Annotated in this window: 18 protein-coding genes; 12 read left to right on the forward strand and 6 right to left on the reverse strand. The window is 70.0% G+C overall.

Features of this window, described 5'->3' with window-relative positions; all coding sequences use genetic code 11:
* Positions 1 to 9 precede the first annotated feature (9 nt).
* The 3 genes from HNR73_RS13000 (at position 10) to HNR73_RS13010 (ending at position 5210) form a co-directional block, all read left to right on the forward strand.
* Positions 10 to 1032 (forward strand): ABC transporter ATP-binding protein, encoded by a 1023-nt coding sequence (locus HNR73_RS13000; RefSeq protein ID WP_184787915.1) that lies wholly within the window; start codon positions 10 to 12, stop codon positions 1030 to 1032.
* A complete protein-coding gene (locus HNR73_RS13005; protein WP_184787658.1) occupies positions 1025 to 2047 on the forward strand; it encodes an ABC transporter ATP-binding protein in 1023 nt (340 codons plus the stop codon). The genes HNR73_RS13000 and HNR73_RS13005 overlap by 8 nt, the downstream gene beginning before the upstream one ends.
* A gap of 148 nt (positions 2048 to 2195) precedes the next feature.
* A complete protein-coding gene (locus tag HNR73_RS13010; protein WP_184787659.1) occupies positions 2196 to 5210 on the forward strand; it encodes an AfsR/SARP family transcriptional regulator in 3015 nt (1004 codons plus the stop codon).
* Positions 5211 to 5634: 424 nt separating this feature from the next.
* Here the strand turns inward: HNR73_RS13010 and HNR73_RS13015 are convergent, their stop codons facing one another.
* A complete protein-coding gene (locus HNR73_RS13015; RefSeq protein WP_221330881.1) occupies positions 5635 to 6792 on the reverse strand; it encodes a cysteine desulfurase family protein in 1158 nt (385 codons plus the stop codon).
* A gap of 151 nt (positions 6793 to 6943) precedes the next feature.
* Between HNR73_RS13015 and ctaC the strand changes: the two genes are divergently transcribed.
* The 5 genes from ctaC (at position 6944) to HNR73_RS13040 (ending at position 10437) form a co-directional block, all read left to right on the forward strand.
* Complete coding sequence (gene ctaC, locus HNR73_RS13020; RefSeq protein WP_184787661.1) at positions 6944 to 7834, forward strand: aa3-type cytochrome oxidase subunit II; 891 nt, start codon at positions 6944 to 6946, stop codon at positions 7832 to 7834.
* A 13-nt stretch (positions 7835 to 7847) separates the two neighbouring features.
* Positions 7848 to 8273: a cytochrome c oxidase subunit 4 gene (locus tag HNR73_RS13025; RefSeq protein ID WP_184787662.1), complete on the forward strand. Its 426-nt coding sequence runs from the start codon at positions 7848 to 7850 to the stop codon at positions 8271 to 8273.
* A 21-nt stretch (positions 8274 to 8294) separates the two neighbouring features.
* A complete protein-coding gene (locus HNR73_RS13030; protein ID WP_184787663.1) occupies positions 8295 to 9158 on the forward strand; it encodes a DMT family transporter in 864 nt (287 codons plus the stop codon).
* Between the two features lie 68 nt (positions 9159 to 9226).
* Positions 9227 to 9910: an Rv0361 family membrane protein gene (locus tag HNR73_RS40700; protein WP_184787664.1), complete on the forward strand. Its 684-nt coding sequence runs from the start codon at positions 9227 to 9229 to the stop codon at positions 9908 to 9910.
* 53 nt (positions 9911 to 9963) lie between these two features.
* A complete protein-coding gene (locus tag HNR73_RS13040) occupies positions 9964 to 10437 on the forward strand; it encodes an Rv0361 family membrane protein (protein ID WP_184787665.1) in 474 nt (157 codons plus the stop codon).
* 40 nt (positions 10438 to 10477) lie between these two features.
* Here the strand turns inward: HNR73_RS13040 and HNR73_RS13045 are convergent, their stop codons facing one another.
* The 5 genes from HNR73_RS13045 to HNR73_RS13065 are packed head-to-tail and all read right to left on the reverse strand — an operon-like array spanning position 10478 to position 13458.
* Positions 10478 to 10762 carry an Lrp/AsnC family transcriptional regulator gene (locus HNR73_RS13045; protein ID WP_184787666.1) on the reverse strand — a complete coding sequence of 95 codons (285 nt, stop codon included), beginning with the start codon at positions 10760 to 10762 and terminating at the stop codon, positions 10478 to 10480.
* The gene (locus HNR73_RS13050) at positions 10759 to 11424 is read right to left on the reverse strand and encodes a nucleotidyltransferase family protein (RefSeq protein ID WP_184787667.1); all 666 of its coding nucleotides are present in this window, start codon (positions 11422 to 11424) and stop codon (positions 10759 to 10761) included. Before HNR73_RS13050 ends, HNR73_RS13045 begins: the two co-directional genes overlap by 4 nt.
* A complete protein-coding gene (locus tag HNR73_RS13055) occupies positions 11417 to 11950 on the reverse strand; it encodes an NUDIX hydrolase (protein ID WP_184787668.1) in 534 nt (177 codons plus the stop codon). Before HNR73_RS13055 ends, HNR73_RS13050 begins: the two co-directional genes overlap by 8 nt.
* A gap of 32 nt (positions 11951 to 11982) precedes the next feature.
* On the reverse strand, positions 11983 to 13038 hold the full coding sequence (gene trpD / locus HNR73_RS13060; RefSeq protein ID WP_184787669.1) for an anthranilate phosphoribosyltransferase: 1056 nt from the start codon (positions 13036 to 13038) through the stop codon (positions 11983 to 11985).
* Between the two features lie 15 nt (positions 13039 to 13053).
* Positions 13054 to 13458: a hypothetical protein gene (locus tag HNR73_RS13065; RefSeq protein ID WP_184787670.1), complete on the reverse strand. Its 405-nt coding sequence runs from the start codon at positions 13456 to 13458 to the stop codon at positions 13054 to 13056.
* A 245-nt stretch (positions 13459 to 13703) separates the two neighbouring features.
* On the opposite strand from HNR73_RS13065, the gene ctaE reads away from it, so the two are divergent.
* From ctaE to qcrB, 4 genes are read left to right on the forward strand one after another with little or no spacing between them, the layout of a single operon-like run.
* Positions 13704 to 14306 (forward strand): aa3-type cytochrome oxidase subunit III, encoded by a 603-nt coding sequence (gene ctaE / locus HNR73_RS13070; RefSeq protein WP_184787671.1) that lies wholly within the window; start codon positions 13704 to 13706, stop codon positions 14304 to 14306.
* A 6-nt stretch (positions 14307 to 14312) separates the two neighbouring features.
* Positions 14313 to 15131: a cytochrome bc1 complex diheme cytochrome c subunit gene (qcrC, locus tag HNR73_RS13075; RefSeq protein WP_184787672.1), complete on the forward strand. Its 819-nt coding sequence runs from the start codon at positions 14313 to 14315 to the stop codon at positions 15129 to 15131.
* Positions 15128 to 16231 carry a cytochrome bc1 complex Rieske iron-sulfur subunit gene (gene qcrA / locus HNR73_RS13080; protein ID WP_184787673.1) on the forward strand — a complete coding sequence of 368 codons (1104 nt, stop codon included), beginning with the start codon at positions 15128 to 15130 and terminating at the stop codon, positions 16229 to 16231. Before qcrC ends, qcrA begins: the two co-directional genes overlap by 4 nt.
* A complete protein-coding gene (gene qcrB, locus HNR73_RS13085; protein ID WP_184787674.1) occupies positions 16228 to 17838 on the forward strand; it encodes a cytochrome bc1 complex cytochrome b subunit in 1611 nt (536 codons plus the stop codon). The genes qcrA and qcrB overlap by 4 nt, the downstream gene beginning before the upstream one ends.
* The last annotated feature ends 896 nt before the right edge of the window (positions 17839 to 18734 follow it).

The raw sequence follows: 18734 nt of genomic DNA on the forward strand, positions 1-18734 counted from the left end.
GTAGCGAAAGTGCAGACGAAGTCGAATGTGCTCACCGACCTCGACCTGAACCGGCCGTTGCTGGAGGTCGAGGACCTGCGGGTCGAGTTCCACACCCGCGACGGTGTCGCCAAGGCCGTCAACGGGGCCTCCTTCTCCGTCGAACGCGGCGAGACCCTCGCCATCGTCGGCGAGTCCGGGTGCGGAAAATCGGTCACCTCGCAGGCGATCATGGGCATCCTGGAGACCCCGCCGGCGCGCATCGCCGAGGGCCGGGTGCTGTTCCATGGCATCGACCTGCTGAAACTCCCGAAGGACACCCGGCGGCGCACCCGGGCCAACCACGTGGCGATGGTCTTCCAGGACGCGCTGTCGGCGCTCAATCCCGTGTGGACCGTCGGCTACCAGCTGGCGGAACTCTTCCGCCAGCACCGGGGAATGTCGAAGAAGGACGCCATGGCGCGTTCCCTCGAACTCCTCGACCTGGTGAAGATCCCGGCCGCGAAACAGCGGATCCTGGAGTACCCGCACCAGTTCTCCGGTGGCATGCGCCAGCGCGTGATGATCGCGATGGCGCTCGCCTTGGATCCGGATCTCCTGATCGCCGACGAGCCGACCACGGCCCTCGACGTGACGGTGCAGGCGCAGATCATGCGTCTGCTCAAGGACATCCAGGTCGAACGGCACATGGGCCTGATCCTCATCACCCACGACCTGGGCGTGGTGGCGGACGTGGCCGACAAGATCTCGGTCATGTACGCCGGCCGGATCGTGGAGCAGGCGGAGGTGCACGAGATCTTCGCGCGGCCCGCGCATCCGTACACCAAGGCGCTGCTCAAGTCGATTCCGCGACTGGACACCAAGGGCCAGCGGCTGGAGATCATCAAGGGCCTTCCGCCGGCGTTGACGAACATCCCGCCGGGTTGCGCCTTCGCCCCGCGCTGCACCTACGCGCAGGACGTGTGCCGCAGCCAGGTTCCGCCGCTGTCGACGGTGGCCGCCGATCGCGCTTCGGCGTGCCACTTCTCCTCGGAGGTGATCCAGGATGTCTAGCCCCACCGGACAGATCGCCCTTGAGGTGACCGATCTCGTCAAGCACTTCCCGATCCGGCAGGGCATCGTCTTCAAGTCGGTGGTCGGCCAGGTGAAGGCCGTCGACGGGGTGAGCCTCACCCTCCGCAAAGGCGAGACCCTCGGCGTCGTCGGCGAATCGGGCTGCGGCAAGTCGACGCTCGCCAAGCTCCTGGTCGGGCTGGAGAAGTCCACCTCCGGTTCGATCTCGGTCCGGGGCGAGGACGTGACCCGGCTGGGTCGCGCGGGGATGCGCCGGTTGCGCCGGAACGTGCAGATGGTGTTCCAGGACCCGTACACGTCGCTGAACCCGCGCATGACCGTCGGCGACATCGTCGGTGAACCCTTCGTGATCCACCCCGACGCGGTACCCACCTCGGGCCGCCGCAGAGCGGTCCAGGATCTTCTGGACGTGGTGGGGCTCAATCCGGATCACATCAACCGTTATCCGCACCAGTTCTCCGGTGGTCAGCGTCAGCGCATCGGGATCGCCCGGGCCTTGGCGCTCAAGCCGGAGATCCTGATCTGCGACGAGCCGGTGTCTGCCCTGGACGTGTCGATCCAGGCTCAGGTCATCAACCTCCTGGAGCAACTCCAGGACGAGTTCGGCCTGTCGTACCTGTTCATCGCGCACGACCTGTCCGTCGTCCGGCACATCGCCGACCGTGTCGCGGTGATGTACCTGGGCAAGGTCGCCGAGCTGGGCACCGAGGACGAGATCTACGAGTCCCCGATGCACCCGTACACGCAGGCACTGTTGTCGGCGGTGCCGGTGCCGGATCCGACTCTTCGCGGTCACCGCGACGAGATCGTCCTGGAAGGCGACGTCCCGTCGCCGGCGAACCCGCCCTCGGGCTGCCGGTTCCGGACGCGCTGCTGGAAGGCCACCGACAAGTGCGCATCCGAGGAACCGCTCCTGCAGATCCGTCAGGGCGCACCCCACCCCAACGCCTGCCACTACGCCGCTCCCCGTGACGTGGTGCACGCCGTCGAGTGATCGCACGACCGACCGGAACGAGGCCGGAGCCCGCCACAGGGGGGCTCCGGCCTTTCCATCGAAAAGCCCTCACTGGGAACGGTTCCACCAAGGCCCGCTTCCGCCTATGCTCGTTCCTTCCGCCGATCAGCCTGGCCGAAGGAGCCGCATGCCCGCCAACGCCCCCGCCCGCCTGCGCGTCCTGGGCCCGGTCGAGCTGCTGGTGGACGGCCGCGACGTCGACCTCGGCGGCCTGCGCAGCCGCGCCCTCGTCACCGCCCTCGCGCTGACCCCCGGCGACGTCGCCTCCACCGACCGCCTCATCGACCTCGTGTGGGGCGCCGAACCACCCAAGACGGCCGCCAACCAGCTCCAGATCGCCGTCCACCGCGTCCGGACCGCCCTCACCGAAGCCGGACTCGACGCCCACGCCACCCTCCGCCGCGAAGGTGGCGGCTACGTCCTCGACGGCCTCGCCGCCGACCTGACCGACTTCCGCGCCGGAGTGGCCACCGGCGAAACGGCCGCGCACGCGGGGGACTGGAACGCCGCCCGCGCGGCCTTCCAGACCGCCCTCGCCCTCTGGCGCGGACCGGCCTGCCCGGACCTGGCCGGCACCGCCGTCGTCAACGGCATCGAGGAGGAACGCCTCTCCGCCCTCGAACAGCGCATGGTCGCCGACCTCCTCGCCGGAGACCCCGCACCCGTCCTCACCGACGCCCCCGGCCTGCTCACCGAACGCCCGCTGCGCGAACGCGTCCTCCACCTCCTCGTCCTCGCCCACGCCCTGTCCGGAGACCGCGCCCGGGCCCGCAAGGAACACGAACGCGCCTGCGCGGCCATCGTCGAGGCCCTCGGCATCGACCCCGGCCCCGAACTTCGCGACCTCGACCCCGAAGGCGAGCTCGCACCGGCCCTCGACCGGCTCCACACCTGGATCGCCGGACCACCGCCGGCACCGGCGGTGCGGCCGCGCGAACTGCCCGCGCACATCCGCGACTTCGTCGGACGGCCCGGAGAACTCGCCGCGCTCGCCGACGGTCTCAAAGACGCCGCCGACGGCGCAGGAGCGGTCCTCACCGTCGTCGGCCTCGGCGGCGTCGGCAAGACCGCACTGGCCGTTCACGCCGCCCACGCCGCGTCGTGGCGATTCCCCGACGGCTGCCTCTTCGCCGACCTGCGCGGCGCCGAACCCGAGCCCCGCGACCCGCACGCCGTCCTCGCGGTGTTCCTGCGATCCCTGGGCGTGCCCGACGACGCCGTTCCCACCGACGGCACCGCCCGCATCACCCTCTACCGCCGCCTGCTGTCCGAGCGGCGCGTACTCATCGTCTGCGACAACGCCTTCGACGCCGAACAGGTCCGGCCGCTCCTGCCGGACACCGCGGGCTCGGCGGTCGTCGTCACCGCCCGGGCCGACCTGTCCCGCCTCGACCCCGCCGTCGCCGTCCGTCTCGACGCCCTCACCGAAGACGACTCCGTCGAGCTCCTCACCCGCCTGTCGCGCGGATCCTCCGGCCACGACCGCGAACGCCTGCACCGGCTCGCCGCTCTCGCCGGCGGTCTGCCTCTCGCCCTGCGCATCGTCGGCGCCCGCATCGCCCGCCGCGGCTTCCACCTCGACCGCATCATCGCCCGCCTCACCGACGAGCAGCGGCGCCTCGACGCCCTCAGCGACGGTGACCTGCGCGTCCGCTCCTGCGTCGACGTCGGCTACCGGCGCCTCAGCGAACCGGCCGCCGCCATGCTCCGCGCCGTGGCCCTGCTGCCCGCGACGGACATCGGCCTCTGGCTCGCCGCCGCGGCCGTGAACACGCCCTCCGCCGAGGCCGCACCACTGGCCGCCGAACTCGCCGAAGCCCAGCTCATCCGCCTCACTGAGAACCCGGGCTCCGAGACCCGCGTGACCCTGCACGACCTCGTGCGCGTCTTCGCCCGAGGCGAGGCGACCGACCCCGACCACGCGGGGCTCGCCCAGGGCTTCGAGGCCCTGCTCGGCCTCACCCACACCGCCTCGGAGGCGCTTCGTACGCGCATCCACGTCCCACCGATACCCCCGCGAGGGTTCACGGCCCCCGAACCGGCGGCGCTGGACACCGTGCGCTCGGCGCCCCGAGCCTGGTTCGCCCGGGAACACGAGGTCCTCTCCGCCGCCGTCACGGCCGCCACCGCGTACCCCGACCTGGCCTGGCGGCTCGCCCTCGCACCCGTGACCTTCCTGGAGCAGGGCTTCCACATCGACACCATGCGGCGGATCCACGGTGCCGTCGCCGCGATGCGCCCGTTCGCCGACCCGCACGCCGAGGCGGGCCTCGACTACCTTGAGCTGAAGATCCTGACCGCGGAAAGCCGCCGTGCCGAGGCGCTGCGCCTGGCAAGGCCGGCCCGGCGCGCCTTCCTCGACGTGGGCGACCCGCTGCGCGCCGCCGCCGTCGCGGTCGAACTCGCGAAGGCCGTGCGTCTCGGCGGCGGAAACGAGCGCATCGCGATCGCGGCGCTGCGCTGGGCATTGGCCCGCCTCGACGAACTTCCGCCCGACCCGTCGGTGCACGCGCAGCGGGGCTGGACGCTCCTCTCACTGACCGCCATCGTCGTGGAGAAGGACCAGGACGAGGCGCACGATCTCTATGAACGGGCCATCGCCGAGTTCGAGTTGGGAGACGACACGGCCGGTGCCGCGCGCGCCAGGGGGGCACTCGGCGTCGTGTACCAGCGCTCGGGCGACCATCGCCGGGCGATCGCGATCCTCGAACGCGCCCTGAGCGCCTACATCGCGCTCGGACTCTCCGTCGACCGGCTGTACTGCCAGGTCTTCATCGCCTCGAACCTGCTCCTGCTCGGCGACCACGCCGAGGCCGTGCGGCGCTGCGACGAGGCGATCGAGGAGCTTCGAGCCACGCCGTATCCCGCGCTCTTCCTGGGGATCGTCCACGTCAAGGGCTCGGCCCTGCACGCTTCCGGCGACTTCGCCGCATCGCGCGACGTCCTCCGCGAAGGGCTCGACCTCGCGCAGGAGCTGGGCGCCGGCTACGTGCAGGCCAAACTTCAGTACGTCCTCGTGAAGTGCCTGGTCGGTCTCGGCGTCACCGACGAGGCCGCCGCTGCCGTCGAACGCCTCATCGAGCTGTTGCCACCCGACGACCCGCGCATCGCCGAGACCCGCGCCCTCCTGACGGCGTCATGACCGCCGCCGTCGCCGTTTCGTCGCTTCCATGACCTGCGAACTCGCCGTTTTTCGCCGTCATGCGGAAGCGTGCGTCGCCGCCGCCCGCTCACCGGCGAACGAAGAGCACGGCGGGGCCCGCCATCGTCGGCCTCCGCCGGGCCGCGGCGTGGCGTCCCGTGAGTGATCTCGCACCCGGCACCTCACCGGGACCAGCCATAAAGCCCCGAAAAAGCGCTCGCCTTTACCGTTCCCCTCACGACCACGGAGCCGGGAGGTCTCGGCCCGGGCCGGACGCCGCACGGACGTCCGGTCCGCGGCGATGCCACACGGCGGGACCCCGAACCGGGGCCGGCTCCGCGGATCGCCGGGGAGGTGATGACGGACCGACCCGGTCGAGGTGTCGCCGGTCAGGGCCAGTGCCCGGGTCCTGACCGGCCGGCCCTCACAGGCCGGTCACTCCCGACTCCTCCCGCAGGCGCGCGACCAGCGGCGGAAGCACCTCCAGGAAACGCTCGACGTCCTCGGCGGCGACGTCGCGGTGCAGCGACAGCCGCACGTTTCCGTGAGAAAGCACACCCATCGCCTCCAGTACGTGGGACGGTCGCAGCGTCGACGACGTGCACGACGAACCCGAGGAGACCGCGAAGCCCTCCCGGTCGAGGGCCGACAGGATCGCCTCACCGTCCACATAGAGACACGAGAACGTCACCAGGTGGGGAAGCCGTTCATCGGGATCGCCGACGACCTCCACGTCCGGCACCAGCAGCGGCACCCGCTCGCGCACCAGCGCGGTCAGTGCCCGCAGCCGGGCCTCCAGCTCGGCGGCCTCGGCCGCCGCCGCCCGCAGGGCCGCCGCCGAGGCGACCACGCTGGGCAGGTTCACCGCGCCCGGGACACGCCCGGCCTCGTTGGCGTCCGACGGCCACGGCGTCTCCCACCGCGTCCCGTGCCGCACGGCCAGCACCCCCACCCCGGGGGGACCGCCCCATTTGCGCGCGCTCAACGACAGCAGCGACCAGCCCGGCTCGATCCCGCCCGGCCACATCGCGCTCTGCGCGGCGTCGACGAACAGCGGGACACCGGCCTCCTCGCACAGCGCGGCCACCGCGCCCACCGGCTGCACCGTCCCGGCCTCGTGACTGGCGCTGATCAGCGCCGCGAGCGCCACACCCGGCGCCGCCACCGCCTCGTCGAAGGCGTCGACGTCGACACGCCCGGCGCGGTCGACACCGACCGGCACCGCCCGCCCGCCGTCGCGTTCGTGCAGTTCGGCGGCGTGCAGGACGGCCGAATGCTCGATCGCGGAGTGCACGAACACGTTCCCGGCCCGCGACCGCCCCCGCAGGCCGCCGAGGACCGCGGCGTGCACCGCCTGCGTCCCGTTCGCGGTGAACGACACCTCGTCGGGACGCGCGCCGATCACCGCCGCGACGGCCTCCCGCGAGGCGTCGAGCAGCTGCCTGGCACGACGCGCCGCGCCGTACAACTTGGACGGATCCGCCCAGCCGTCGGCCAGCGCCGCGGCCAGTGCCTGGGACGCGGCGGGGTGCAGCGGAAACGCGCTCGCGGCGTCGAAATAGGTCGAGGACACGGACGACAATATTCCACCCCGTGATGCGGCGGGGCCATTTAGTCCAGTAGTCTGCCGTCGTTGGTGCCCAAGGACCGAAGTACCGGTTGACGATTCTTCGCCGCACCGTGTCGCCCCGCCACAGTGGTGGGAGAGGATCGAAATAGGAAGGCAGGAGCAGGTGGCCGCGAGCCCATCGTCCGCAGCTTCCCGGCGAGTCAGCCGGCTGATCGGTCTCAGCGTCGTCGGCGCGGTCCTCACCACGGTCCTGGCGGGCTGCTCGGTCGAGGACGCCTTCTACTTCGGCTGGCCACGTACGAAGCCGAGTCCGCAGTCGGAGCAGATGTTCGACATGTGGATCTACTCGGCGATCGCCGCCCTCGCGGTCGGCGTCTTCGTGTGGGGTCTCATCTTCTGGTGCGTCATCCGCTACCGGAAGAAGGGCGAGGACCTTCCCCCGCAGACCCGCTACAACCTCCCGATGGAGCTGTTGTTCACGGTCACGCCGTTCATCGTCATCGCGGTCCTCTTCTACTACACCGCGATCATCCAGAGCAACGTCACCAAGGTCGACGAGAACCCCGACCAGACCATTCAGGTCACGGCGTTCAAGTGGAACTGGCAGTTCCAGTACCCCTCGACCGGCTCCGACCCGAACGCCAACGACGTCGACGACGTCAAGACCACCGGTGACAGCAACGTCATCCCGATCCTCGTGGTCCCGACCGGCCAGAACATCCGCTTCCTTGAGGACAGCCAGGACGTCATCCACTCCTTCTGGGTGCCCGACCTGCTCTTCAAGCGCGACGTCATCCCCGGTGTGACCAACCAGTTCCAGGTCACCATCAACGAGCCGGGTGCCTACGTCGGCCGCTGCGCCGAACTGTGCGGGACGTACCACTCGATGATGAACTTCGAGGTCCGCGCGGTTCCGCTCGCCGACTACAACACCTACCTCCAGCTGCGCGTCGAGGGCGCGACCACGCAGGACGCGCTGTCCGCGATCGGTCAGGAGCCCTACGCCGTCACCACCAAGCCGTTCGACACAGACCGCCAGGCCGAGCAGGGCTAAGGGAGTCGTCGAGATGAAAACCGAAGCGAACATCTTCCACGTCATCTGGGTGACCCTGCTGGTCTTCGCCGGCGGCTACATCTGGTGGGCGAAGGTCGAGGACGGGAAGATCGAATGGGTCGGCACCGTCGCCCTGATCCTCTCGGCCTGCCTGATCGCGATGTGCGGCCTGTACTTCTCCTTCGTGGCCCGGCGCATCGACCCGCGGCCCGAGGACCGCGCCGACGGCGAGATGGCCGACGGCGCCGGTGAGGTCGGCTTCTTCAGCCCGGGCAGCTACTGGCCCTTCGGCATCGCGCTCACCGCGACGATCGCCGGTGTCGGCGTCGTCTTCTGGTACCCCTGGCTGATCGCGGTCGGTCTCATCTCGGTGCTGGTGACCGTCGGCGGGCTGCTCTTCGAGTACTACACCGGTACCCGCCGACTCGGTCCCGAATAGCCGACGGACCCCTCCACCCCGATGTCCCCCCTCGCTATCGGGCTGGTCGTGTGCGCGGCGATCGCACACGCCAGTTGGAACCTGTACGCGAAGCGAGCCTCCACGGGAGGCCCCGTCTTCGTCTGGCTGGCGTGCGCAGCTTCGACCGTTCTCTACTTCCCGGTCGTCGCCGGCGTCGCGCTCGCGGTCAAACCCGACTGGAGCCTCAAGCTCCTGCTCGGAGTAGGTGTCAGCGGCCTTTTACATCTCAGCTACATCCTGTTCTTGCAGCGCGGGTACGCCAAGGGAGATCTCTCCGTGGTGTACCCGCTCGCACGTGGGACGGGACCCCTGCTGTCGGTCATCGTGGCCGTGGTGTTCCTCCAGGAACGCCCGAGCGTCATCGCGCTGCTCGGCACCGGCGTCGTGGTCTGCGGGATCCTGGTCATCGGCCTGGGCAGCGCCGGCGGCGAGCGGATGACGGCCATGACGGGCGTCCTCTACGGTGTCGGCAGTGGTGTGATGATCGCCGCCTACACCGTCTGGGACAGCTACGCCGTCAGCCAGCTGGCCATCATCCCGCTCATCATGCAGTGGGGTACCGGCCTGACGCGCACCCTCGCGCTGGCGCCCTACGCGCTGCCCCGCATCAACGAGATACGCAAGGTCTGGCGCGAGCACCGCAAGCCGGTCTTCGTCGTCGGGATCCTCGAACCCCTCGCCTACCTGCTGGTTCTCTTCGCGTTCAAGTACGCGCCGGTGACGGTCGTGGCGCCTTCGCGGGAGCTGTCCATCGTGGTCGGCGCGCTGTTCGGGTGGCTGCTGCTCGGGGAATCCCAGGCCGTGCGAAGAATCGCCGGTGCGCTCATCGTTCTGGGCGGCATCGTCGCGCTCGCGGCCACGTAGCTTGGAAGGGCTAGGATCCGCGGGCGGATCGCTCACGGCGACCGCCTGAGACCTTTGGAAGGACCGAGGTGACCTACCCCCCTCAGCCGGGTCAGCCCTACGACCCGGCGCAGCAGCCCGCCCAGCCCGACCCGTACGGGCAGCCCGCTCCCGACCCGTACGCGCAGCCCGCTCCGGACCCCTATGCCCAGCAGGCTCCGCAGTACCCGCCCCAGCAGCCCGACGCCTACGGTCACACCTCCGGTGCGCCCTACGGCCAGCCCGCCGGGGACCCCTACGCCCAGCAGCCCCCGACCCAGGGCTTCCAGCTCCCGGGCCAGCCCATGTACGGCGCCCCGGCGCCGCAGAAGTCGAAGGTCGGCCTGTTCGCCGCCATCGGCGGCGGTGCCCTGCTCGTCGTGATCCTGCTCGTCGTCATGATCGTCGCGCTCAGCGGCGGCGGGCCCGGCGACACGGTCAACTCCTACCTGGAAGCGGCCAAGGACGCCGACTTCACCGAGGTGAACTCCTACGTCTGCTCGATCGACAGCGACACCTACATGGATCCCGCCGACTTCACCGACGACGCCGAGCTGACCGAGTGGAAGGACGCCGTCGCCGACATGGAGTGGGAGATCCTGACCGAGTCCGAGGTCGGCGACAGCGCCTCGGTGACGGTGCGGATCACCAGCTCCTCGGCCCTGCTCGCCGGGGACGCCGAGTTCAAGCTGGAGAAGATGGACGGCGACTGGAAGATCTGCAGCGGCGGCTGAGCCCCGCGAACACGAGGCTATGGTGTTCCGGCAGCCGACCTGAGAGGACCGTCGTGACCGACCACCCGGATGAGACCGTGCCGGACACAGAACCGGCGGAGGTACCCGAAGACGGGCCCGAGGCCCCCACGGGCCGCAAAGGGGCGTTCATCGGGCTGGCGGTGGTGGCGGCGGTCGTCGCCCTCGGCGTCGCCGCGCTGGTCTTCTTCGTGCTCGACGCCGACGGTCCCTCCGACGTCGTCGACGACTACTTCCAGGCCCTCAAGGACGCCGACCTCGAAGGCGCCCGCGGGTACATGTGCGAGGCCGAGCGTGGCTCGCCGAGTCCCGACGACGCCGAGGCGCAGGCCGCCCTCGCCGGGCTGGTCGCCGACTTCGAGTGGGAGGTCGTCGACGAGAAGATCAACGACGCCGAGACCGAGGCGACGGTGACCGTCGAGATCGGCGGTCTGGGCGAGGCGGCGCAGGACACCGTCCGGCTGGTCGCCGAGTCCGGCGACTGGAAGGTCTGCGGCAACACGCCGTGACGCGCGACGGCCGGTCAGAGCTGCTGACCGGCCGGTGGCGTCACTCGGCGTCGAAGCCGATCGCGAAGGTCTCTTCGAGATCGTGCTTGGAGTAGGCGCGGAAGGCGATGTGGGTGTCGGTGTCGGCGACGCCCTCGACCTTGCTGATCCCGCCGGCGATGACCTCGGCGATCTGCTCGAACTCCCGCACCCGCACCATCGCGATGAGGTCGACGTGCCCGGCGGTGGAGTAGACCTCGCTGACGCCGGGCAGCTCGGCGAGCTTCTGGGCCACCTCGGGGATGGCGTCGGTGGCGCAGTCGATGAGGACGATCGCGGTGATCACAGCTTTGCTCCTTCGATCGAGGCCGCGTGCCGGTCGGCGGCGGCCAGCCGCTGCGGGGTGCCGCAGTCGATGAACACTCCATCATGGGTGACCGGCCGCAGCGCGCCGTTCCGTTCGGCCGGGCGCCACACCGTGCGCACCAGCTCGCTCGGTTCGGGCGCGAGGTCCTTCACCAGGTTCCAGGGCAGCAGGGACGCCCCGGCGAACGCGTGGCCGCTGAACAGGTGCGGTTCTTCGGGGGCGACGACCCCCAGCAGCCGTACCTCCCGGCGATCCCAGCCGTCGAGGAGGCGCCGGTAGGGTTCGGCGCCGCCGTCGAGGTAGGCGTCGGCGTTGCAGACGAGCACGTCGCGCCCGCCGATCCAGTCCTTGAGCCGCGCCACCCCGCCGGAGGTGCCCAGCGGGGGCGGGTCCTCGACGGAGAGCCGGGCGCGGTCGCCGACGGCGGCGACGATCTGGTCGGCGAGATGGCAGGCGTTGACCGCGACCAGGTCCGGACCGGCGAAGCCGAGCGCGGCCAGTCTCGCGAAGGTGCGGTCGAGCAGGGAGACCCCGCCGACCTTCAGCAGCGGTTTGGGCGTGTGCAGGGTCACCGGACGCAGGCGCCGACCCTCACCGGCGGCGAGGACGACGGCGCACAAGCGCTCCGGTGCACTAGTCACTGACGGGCTCCCCGAGGCTCTCGGCGTAGGGCCCGATCCCGTAGTGCGACAACAGCTTCGCGCTGGCCGGGGTCAGCGGCGGCAGATTCGCCAGGTCGTGCCACTCGATGTCGAGAACCTCGGCGCCGTCGATGGTCAGCTCGGTGGTGTCCGGGTCGACGTTCGCGGTGAACACGACGTCCACCCAGCGGCCGCTGGTGTGCACCACCGCGTTCGGCGACGCCGGCACCAGCTCGGTACCGCCCGCCAAACGCACGCCGGTCTCCTCGGCGAGTTCCCGCACGGCCGCGTCGATCGGGTACTCGCCCCGGTCGATCAGGCCCGCGGGCAGGCCCCATCCGTGGCCGGGGGGCTGGCGCAGCAGGAGCAGGCGGGAGCCGTCGTGGTCGTGCAGCAGGATCACCGCGCCGAGGATGTACTTGGGGGAGATGCGCCTGGCCAGGAAGCGCTGCATGCGCCGCGGCAGCCGGTAGAAGACGCGGTAGACGGTGCCGCGCAGAAGCCCGGCCCGACGACGATTCACCATGACGCGTTACCTTACGCAGCGCCCGCCGCGGCTCAGGCGCCCGCCACCTCGACCCAGCGGGCGAGGGTGCGTTCGGTGTCGCCGGAGTCGATGGCGTGCGCCGCCCGGACCAGGCCCCGGCGCAACGCGCCCGGCAGGTCGGCGGCCCAGTCGTCGTCGGTGGAGTGCAGTCCCTCGTGCGCGGCGAAGGCGGCGGCGGCGTTGAGCACGACGGCGTCGCGGACCGGGCCGGTCCGCCCGGCGAGCAGTTCGTGCGTGACCTTCATGTTGAAGGCCGCGTCGTCCCCGCGCAGGGCCACCGGCTCCACGCGCGGCAGGCCCAGGTCGACGGCGTCGATGACGCTGAAGGTCACCTCACCGCGATGGGCGAGCCAGACCTGCGTCGGCGAGGTCGTGGTGAACTCGTCGAGACCGTCGACACCACGCAGGACGAGGGCCGTCCCGCCACGGCGGGCGATGACGCCGGCCATCACGGGGGCCATCGTCTCGTCGGCGCAGCCGATCGCGCCGACCTTCGGGCGCGCCGGGTTGGTCAGCGGGCCGAGGAAGTTGAAGAAGGTCGGGATGCCCAGCTCCCGGCGGGTCGCGGCGGCGTGCCGCATCCCGGCGTGGAAACGCGCGGCGAAGCAGAAACCGATCCCGGCCTCGCGCACACAGCGCACGACCGCCTCGGGGGACAGGTCGAGCGGGACGCCGAGCGCCTCGATCAGGTCGGCCGAACCGCACTTCGACGACGCGGCCCGGTTGCCGTGCTTGACGACGGGGACACCGCCCCCGGCGACCACGAGCGCCGCCATCGTCGAGATGTTGACGGTGTGCGCCTGGTCTCCGCCCGTGCCGACGATGTCGGCGGCGACCGGAAGCTCACCGGGAAGCTGCACGGCGTGCGCGACCATGGCCTCGACCAGGCCGGCGACCTCCTCCGGTGTCACCCCCTTCGCCCGCAGCGCCACGGCGAAGCCCGCCACCTGCGCGGGGGTGGCCTCACCGGCCATGATCTCGCCCATCGCCCACGCCGTGTCCTCGGCGGACAGGTGCGTGCCGGACAGCACGGTGGACAGGAGGTGCGGCCAGGTACGCGCGCCCATGATGGGCCTCCGGGTCTATCGGGAGTTGGCGGGGGAACGGCGCTTCTTGAGCAGGGCCACGACCGACTCGGCGGTGGTCACCGGGTCGAGCGGGTGCGTGAGGGTGGCGTCGGCACGCGACCAGGCGCCCAGCCACTCGTCGGCGGAACGGGCCAGCACGACGCAGGAGGTCGGCGGGTCTTCGAGCTCGTCGCGCAGCTGACGGGCGACACCGAGACCACCGGCGGGCTGGGCCTCACCGTCGAGGAGCATGAGATCGACCTCATAGTCGTCGATGACCCGCACGGTCTCGGCGTAGTCGGCCGACTCGACGTACTCAATGTGGACGTCGGCGGCGGGGTTGTCGCCGATGGCCGAGCGCATTGCCTTGCGCACCGCCGGGTTGTGGCTGTACAGAAGGACGGTGTACTCGGTGCTCATGCTGACTCCGCGGTAGCTGTTCGCGCGCCCGCCGGGTGGCGGGCCCGTGCGCCGTGACGGCACACTGCGGATCGTACTCGCCGCCCGACCGGCGTCCGGGACCCAGGAGGGAATCGGGCCGGGCGGGTCACCACCCGAACACGTATCGACCGTTGTCGCTGCTCAACAGGCATCGGACACATGAGACACGCGCGGATTACGCACCCCTCTACACAGCGTCGACGATCAACGGTAATAATGACCGCGTGACAGCGGCCCAAGCCACCATCGACAAGAGCCGAATCCATTCGCTGACCCGTCCCAACATGGTCAGCGTCGGCACGATCGTTTGGCTATCCAGCGAACTGATGTTCTTCGCGGCGCTCTTCGCCGCGTACTTCTCGATCCGGGCGCACGCGCCCGAGTTGTGGGAGCATCACACGGCGAACCTGAACGTCCCCTACGCGCTGGTCTTCACCATCATCCTGGTGGCGTCCTCGGTCACCTGCCAGATGGGTGTCTTCGCCGCGGAGAAGGGCGACGTCTACGGCGTGCGCCGCTGGTTCGCCATCACCTTCGTGATGGGCCTGGTCTTCGTGCTCGGCCAGGCGAACGAGTACCGCAACCTCGTCGCCGAGGGCATGCCGCTCGACCTCGACGGATACAGCACGATGTTCTACCTGACGACCGGCTTCCACGGCCTGCACGTGACCGGCGGTCTGATCGCGTTCATCTTCTACATGATCCGTACGACCATGGGGCGCTTCACGCCCGCCCAGGCGACCTCGGCGATCGTGGTGTCCTACTACTGGCACTTCGTCGACATCGTCTGGATCGCACTGTTCGGCATGATCTACTTCCTGAAATAAGTGAGGATGACCGTGGCTGCAGAGAGCAGACCTCGAAGCCGTCAACGCGGGCGGTTCCGTCGGCTCGGCAAGGTGGCGCGATTCATCGCGGCACTCGCCTTCGTCGGCGCCACCTACACGGCCTTCTCGCCCGGCATCTACGCCGACGAGCCCACCGACTCCGCCCTGACGCTCGACGAGCAGCGGGGTAAGGAGATCTTCGACCAGAGCTGCATCAGCTGCCACGGCCCCGACGCCCAGGGCGTCGAGGACCGCGGGCCCAGCCTGATCGGCGTCGGTTCGGCGGCCGTCGAGTTCCAGGTGAACACCGGCCGCATGCCGATGGCGCGCCAGGAGGCGCAGGCCCTGCGCAAGCCCCCGATGTTCACGCCCGAGCAGGCGGCCTTCCTGGGCGCCTACATTCAGGCCATCGGCGGTGGACCGGAGGTCCCCGAAGACGTCGACCTGGACAACCTCGAAGGCGCCGACGTCGCCAACGGCGGCACGCTGTTCCGCGTGAACTGCTCCAGCTGCCACGCCTTCTCCACCGGTGGTGGCGCGCTGTCGTCGGGCAAGTTCGCCCCGGACCTCCACCCGGCCTCGGCCGTGGAGATCTACCAGGCGATGCTGTCGGGCCCGCAGAACATGCCGGTCTTCGCCGACAACCAGCTCACCCCTGACCAGAAGCGCGACCTGATCGCCTACATCAAGTACATCCAGGACGACCAGGCGCAGGGTGGCTGGGACCTCGGGGCCTTCGGGCCGTCGACCGAGGGCCTGGCGATCTTCCTCGTCGGAATTGTGGCGTTGGCGCTCGCCACGCTCTGGATTGCAGGGAAGTCATGAGCACCGAGGTTCCAGCAGGCGAGGGGAAGAAGGACGAGCAGGCCGAGCCGCTCGACGTCCTCGACCCCAACGTCACCCGTTTCGAGCTCGTCAAGGAGGCACTGCGCCGTGACGGCGTGGAGATCCTCCACTACGAACCGCGCTTCCCGGTCCCCGGGACCAAAGAGGAGAAGCGGGTCGTCCGCACCATCTCCTTCTTCTTCGTCCTGTCCGGCCTGGCCGCGCTCGGCTTCATCGTCGCCTACATCTGGTGGCCGTGGGAGTACGAGTTCGGCGGCGCCGACACGTGGTCGAAGTGGTACACGCCGGTCCTCGGCGCGCTGCTCGGCATCGCGCTCGGCGGCATCGGCATCGGGATCCTGACCTGGTCGAAGAAGCTCCTCCCCGTCGAGGAGCTCATGCAGGAGCGGCACGACGGCGCCTCCGACCCGGTGGAGCGCAGGCTCACCGGAGCGACTCTCGTCCACATCGGCGACGAGACCGGCGTGGCCCGCCGTCCCATGCTCAAACGCGCGCTGCTCTTCGGTGCCGCGCCGCTCGGCCTGGCCGCGCTGATGCCCATCGGCGGTCTGATCAAGGACCCGGGCGACGCGCTGTTCACCACGGGCTTCAACCCGAAGTTCAACGGCGGCAACCCGGTGCGCCTGATGCGCGAGGACGGGACGCTCATCCGTCCCGAGGAGATCAGCGTCGGCGGCCAGATCACGGTCTTCCCGGCGATCCCCGGCGGCGCGACCCTCAAGCACGCCGACTCCCCGACGCTGCTGATCCACCTGCGGGAGCCCGACGCCGAAGAGGCCCGGAACAACGCCTACGAGATGAACAAGGGCTCCCAGTGGGAGAACCTCATCGCGTACTCCAAGATCTGCACCCACGTCGGCTGCCCGGCCAGCCTGTACGAGCAGCAGACGAACCGGCTGCTCTGCCCCTGCCACCAGTCGCAGTTCCACATCACCAACAACGCCACGCCGATCTTCGGGCCGGCGACCCGTGCCCTGCCGCAGCTGCCGATCAGCGTCGACGAAGAGGGCTACCTCTACGCGACGTCGGACTACAAGGTCGCGATCGGCCCGGCCTTCTGGGAGCGTGAACGAAAGTGAAGCGTCGCAAACTCGACGTCAAGCAGCTCCCCGCGAAGGCGGCCGGAGAGCTCGACGACCGGTTCCAACTGGCGAGTCCGCTCCGCAAGGTCCTGACCAAGGTCTTCCCCGACCACTGGTCGTTCCTGCTCGGCGAGATCGCGCTGTTCTCGTTCATCGTGCTGCTGCTCACCGGCACGTTCCTGGCGCTGTTCTTCGACCCGTCGATGACCGAGGTGCACTACGAGGGCGCCTACGCCCCGTTGCGCGGCATCGAGATGTCGAAGGCCTACGAGTCCAGCCTGAACCTGTCCTTCGACGTGCGCGGCGGACTCATCCTGCGCCAGATGCACCACTGGGCCGCGCTGCTGTTCATGGCCGCGATCGTCGTCCACATGGGCCGTACCTTCTTCACCGGCGCGTTCCGCAAGCCGCGTGAGACGAACTGGCTCATCGGTGTGCTGCTGTTCTGGCTCGGCTTCGCCGAGGGCTTCATCGGCTACTCGCTTCCCGACGACGCGCTCTCCGGTACCGGTCTGCGCATCGCCGGCGGCATCGCCGAGTCGATCCCACTGGTCGGCTCGTGGGTCTCCTTCGCCCTGTTCGGCGGAGAGTTCCCGGGCGACTCGGTGATCCCGATGTTCTACATCCTGCACGTGTTCCTGCTGCCGGGCCTCCTGCTGGCACTCATCGGCGTCCACGTCGGTCTGGTGTTCATCCAGAAGCACACCCAGTGGCCCGGGCCGAAGCGCACCGAGCACAACGTCATCGGGTACCGGATGTTCCCGAACTACGTGTCGAAGCAGGGCGGGTTCTTCATGCTCGTCTTCGCGGTGATCGCGCTGATGGCGGGCCTGTTCCAGATCAACCCGATCTGGATGTTCGGACCGTACCGGGCCGAAGTCGTGTCGGCGGGCTCGCAGCCCGACTTCTACGTCATGTTCCTCGACGGCATCGTCCGGCTCTTCCCGGCCTGGGAGATCAGGGCCTTCGGCTTCACCGTTCCGGCGGTGTTCTGGCCAGGCATCGTCGGCATGGGGCTGTTCACCATGCTGCCGCTGATGTACCCGTTCCTGGAACGGCGCTTCACCAAGGACAAGGCGCACCACAACCTGCTCCAGCGGCCCCGGGACGTTCCGGCCCGCGCCGGAGTCGGCGCGATGGCCCTGGCCTTCTTCATCATCTGCACACTGTCGGGCGCCAACGACATCATCGCCGACAAGTTCAACATCAGCCTGAACGCGATGACCTGGGGCGGCCGGATCGGACTGCTGGTGGTACCGCCACTGGCGTACCTGATGACCTACCGGATCTGCCTCGGACTCCAGCAGCACGACCGCGAGGTCCTCGCCCACGGTGTCGAGACCGGCATCATCAAGCGCGACGCCGACGGCCGCTTCTACGAAGTGCACCAGCCGCTGGCACAGCCGGACGAGCACGGACACACCTCGCTGGAGTACAACGGCTGGACCGTACCGAAGAAGATGAACCGCCTCGGCGCGCTCGCACCCACGCTGAAGGGCTTCTTCAAGCCGATCGAGCAACCGGCCCCCAAGCCGGAAGCCGACGGCGAGGACGGCGAAGTCGGCGACGGCGAAAAGCGTGAGGAGATCACCGCCGGGAAGTAGCGGCGGTGACGGAGCAACCCCGGTCCCCTTGAGGGGGCCGGGGTTGTTTGTGTTTGGTGTTGGTTTTGGTTTTGGGTAGAGCCTGTGCTGGTTGGCTCGCTGCGCTCGCGATGCTGCTGGCGCCGCTGCGCGGCTTCGCCTCCGGGCCTTCGGCCCGCTTGCCGCTGGGCACGGTGGTCGCCTCCGCCGCCTTACTGGGTGGGGACTGTCGTGGCCATGGGTGCGGTTGGTCTTGTGTTGCGGGGCGGCTTTGGCGACCACCGCGCCTTACGCGGCAGAGTTCACCCGTGGTGGGTCGCGGCTTGGGGGAAGCTCTGGCCCGCGTCTGCGCCCGGACCTGCGCCCGCACGCTTCCGCCTTCCGTCTCGGACCTCGCGGCCTTCCACCGCAGGCCTCGCCACCCGCCGAGTCGCGCTTTCCCAGCCCCGCCAGCCCGACCCGCCGCCGCTACCCCGCCGCGTCACGCTTCGCTGCCCGCAAGCCCGCAAGCCCGCAAGCCCGCAAGCCCGCAAGCCCGCAAGCCCGCAAGCCCGCAAGCCCGCAAGCCCGCAAGCCCGCAAGCCCGCAAGCCCGCCGTGGCACATTCCGCTGGCCCGCGCGCACGGCCCGGAGCCGCTCGCCCGCGAGCCCGCCGTTGGCCGTCAGCTGCCCGAAAGCATGTAGGCCCGCCAGCGAGTGCGCGAGTCCACTGTTAGCCGTCAGCTTCCCGCGAGCGTGCAGGCCCGCGAGCCCGCCGCCTTCCATACCGGACCTCGCCGCCCGCCGCGCCACGCTCCGCCAGCTCGCGTCGGCCCGCCGGTGCCACTAGCCCGCCCCACCGCCGCTGCCTCCGCGTCAGCCCGTCAGCTGCTCGCAAACGAGCAGGCCCGCCAGAGCCCGCCGTGTCACGCTTCCTC

Origin of the sequence: Phytomonospora endophytica, assembly GCF_014202425.1 — a bacterium.
GTDB classification, from domain to species: Bacteria; Actinomycetota; Actinomycetes; order Mycobacteriales; family Micromonosporaceae; genus Phytomonospora; species Phytomonospora endophytica.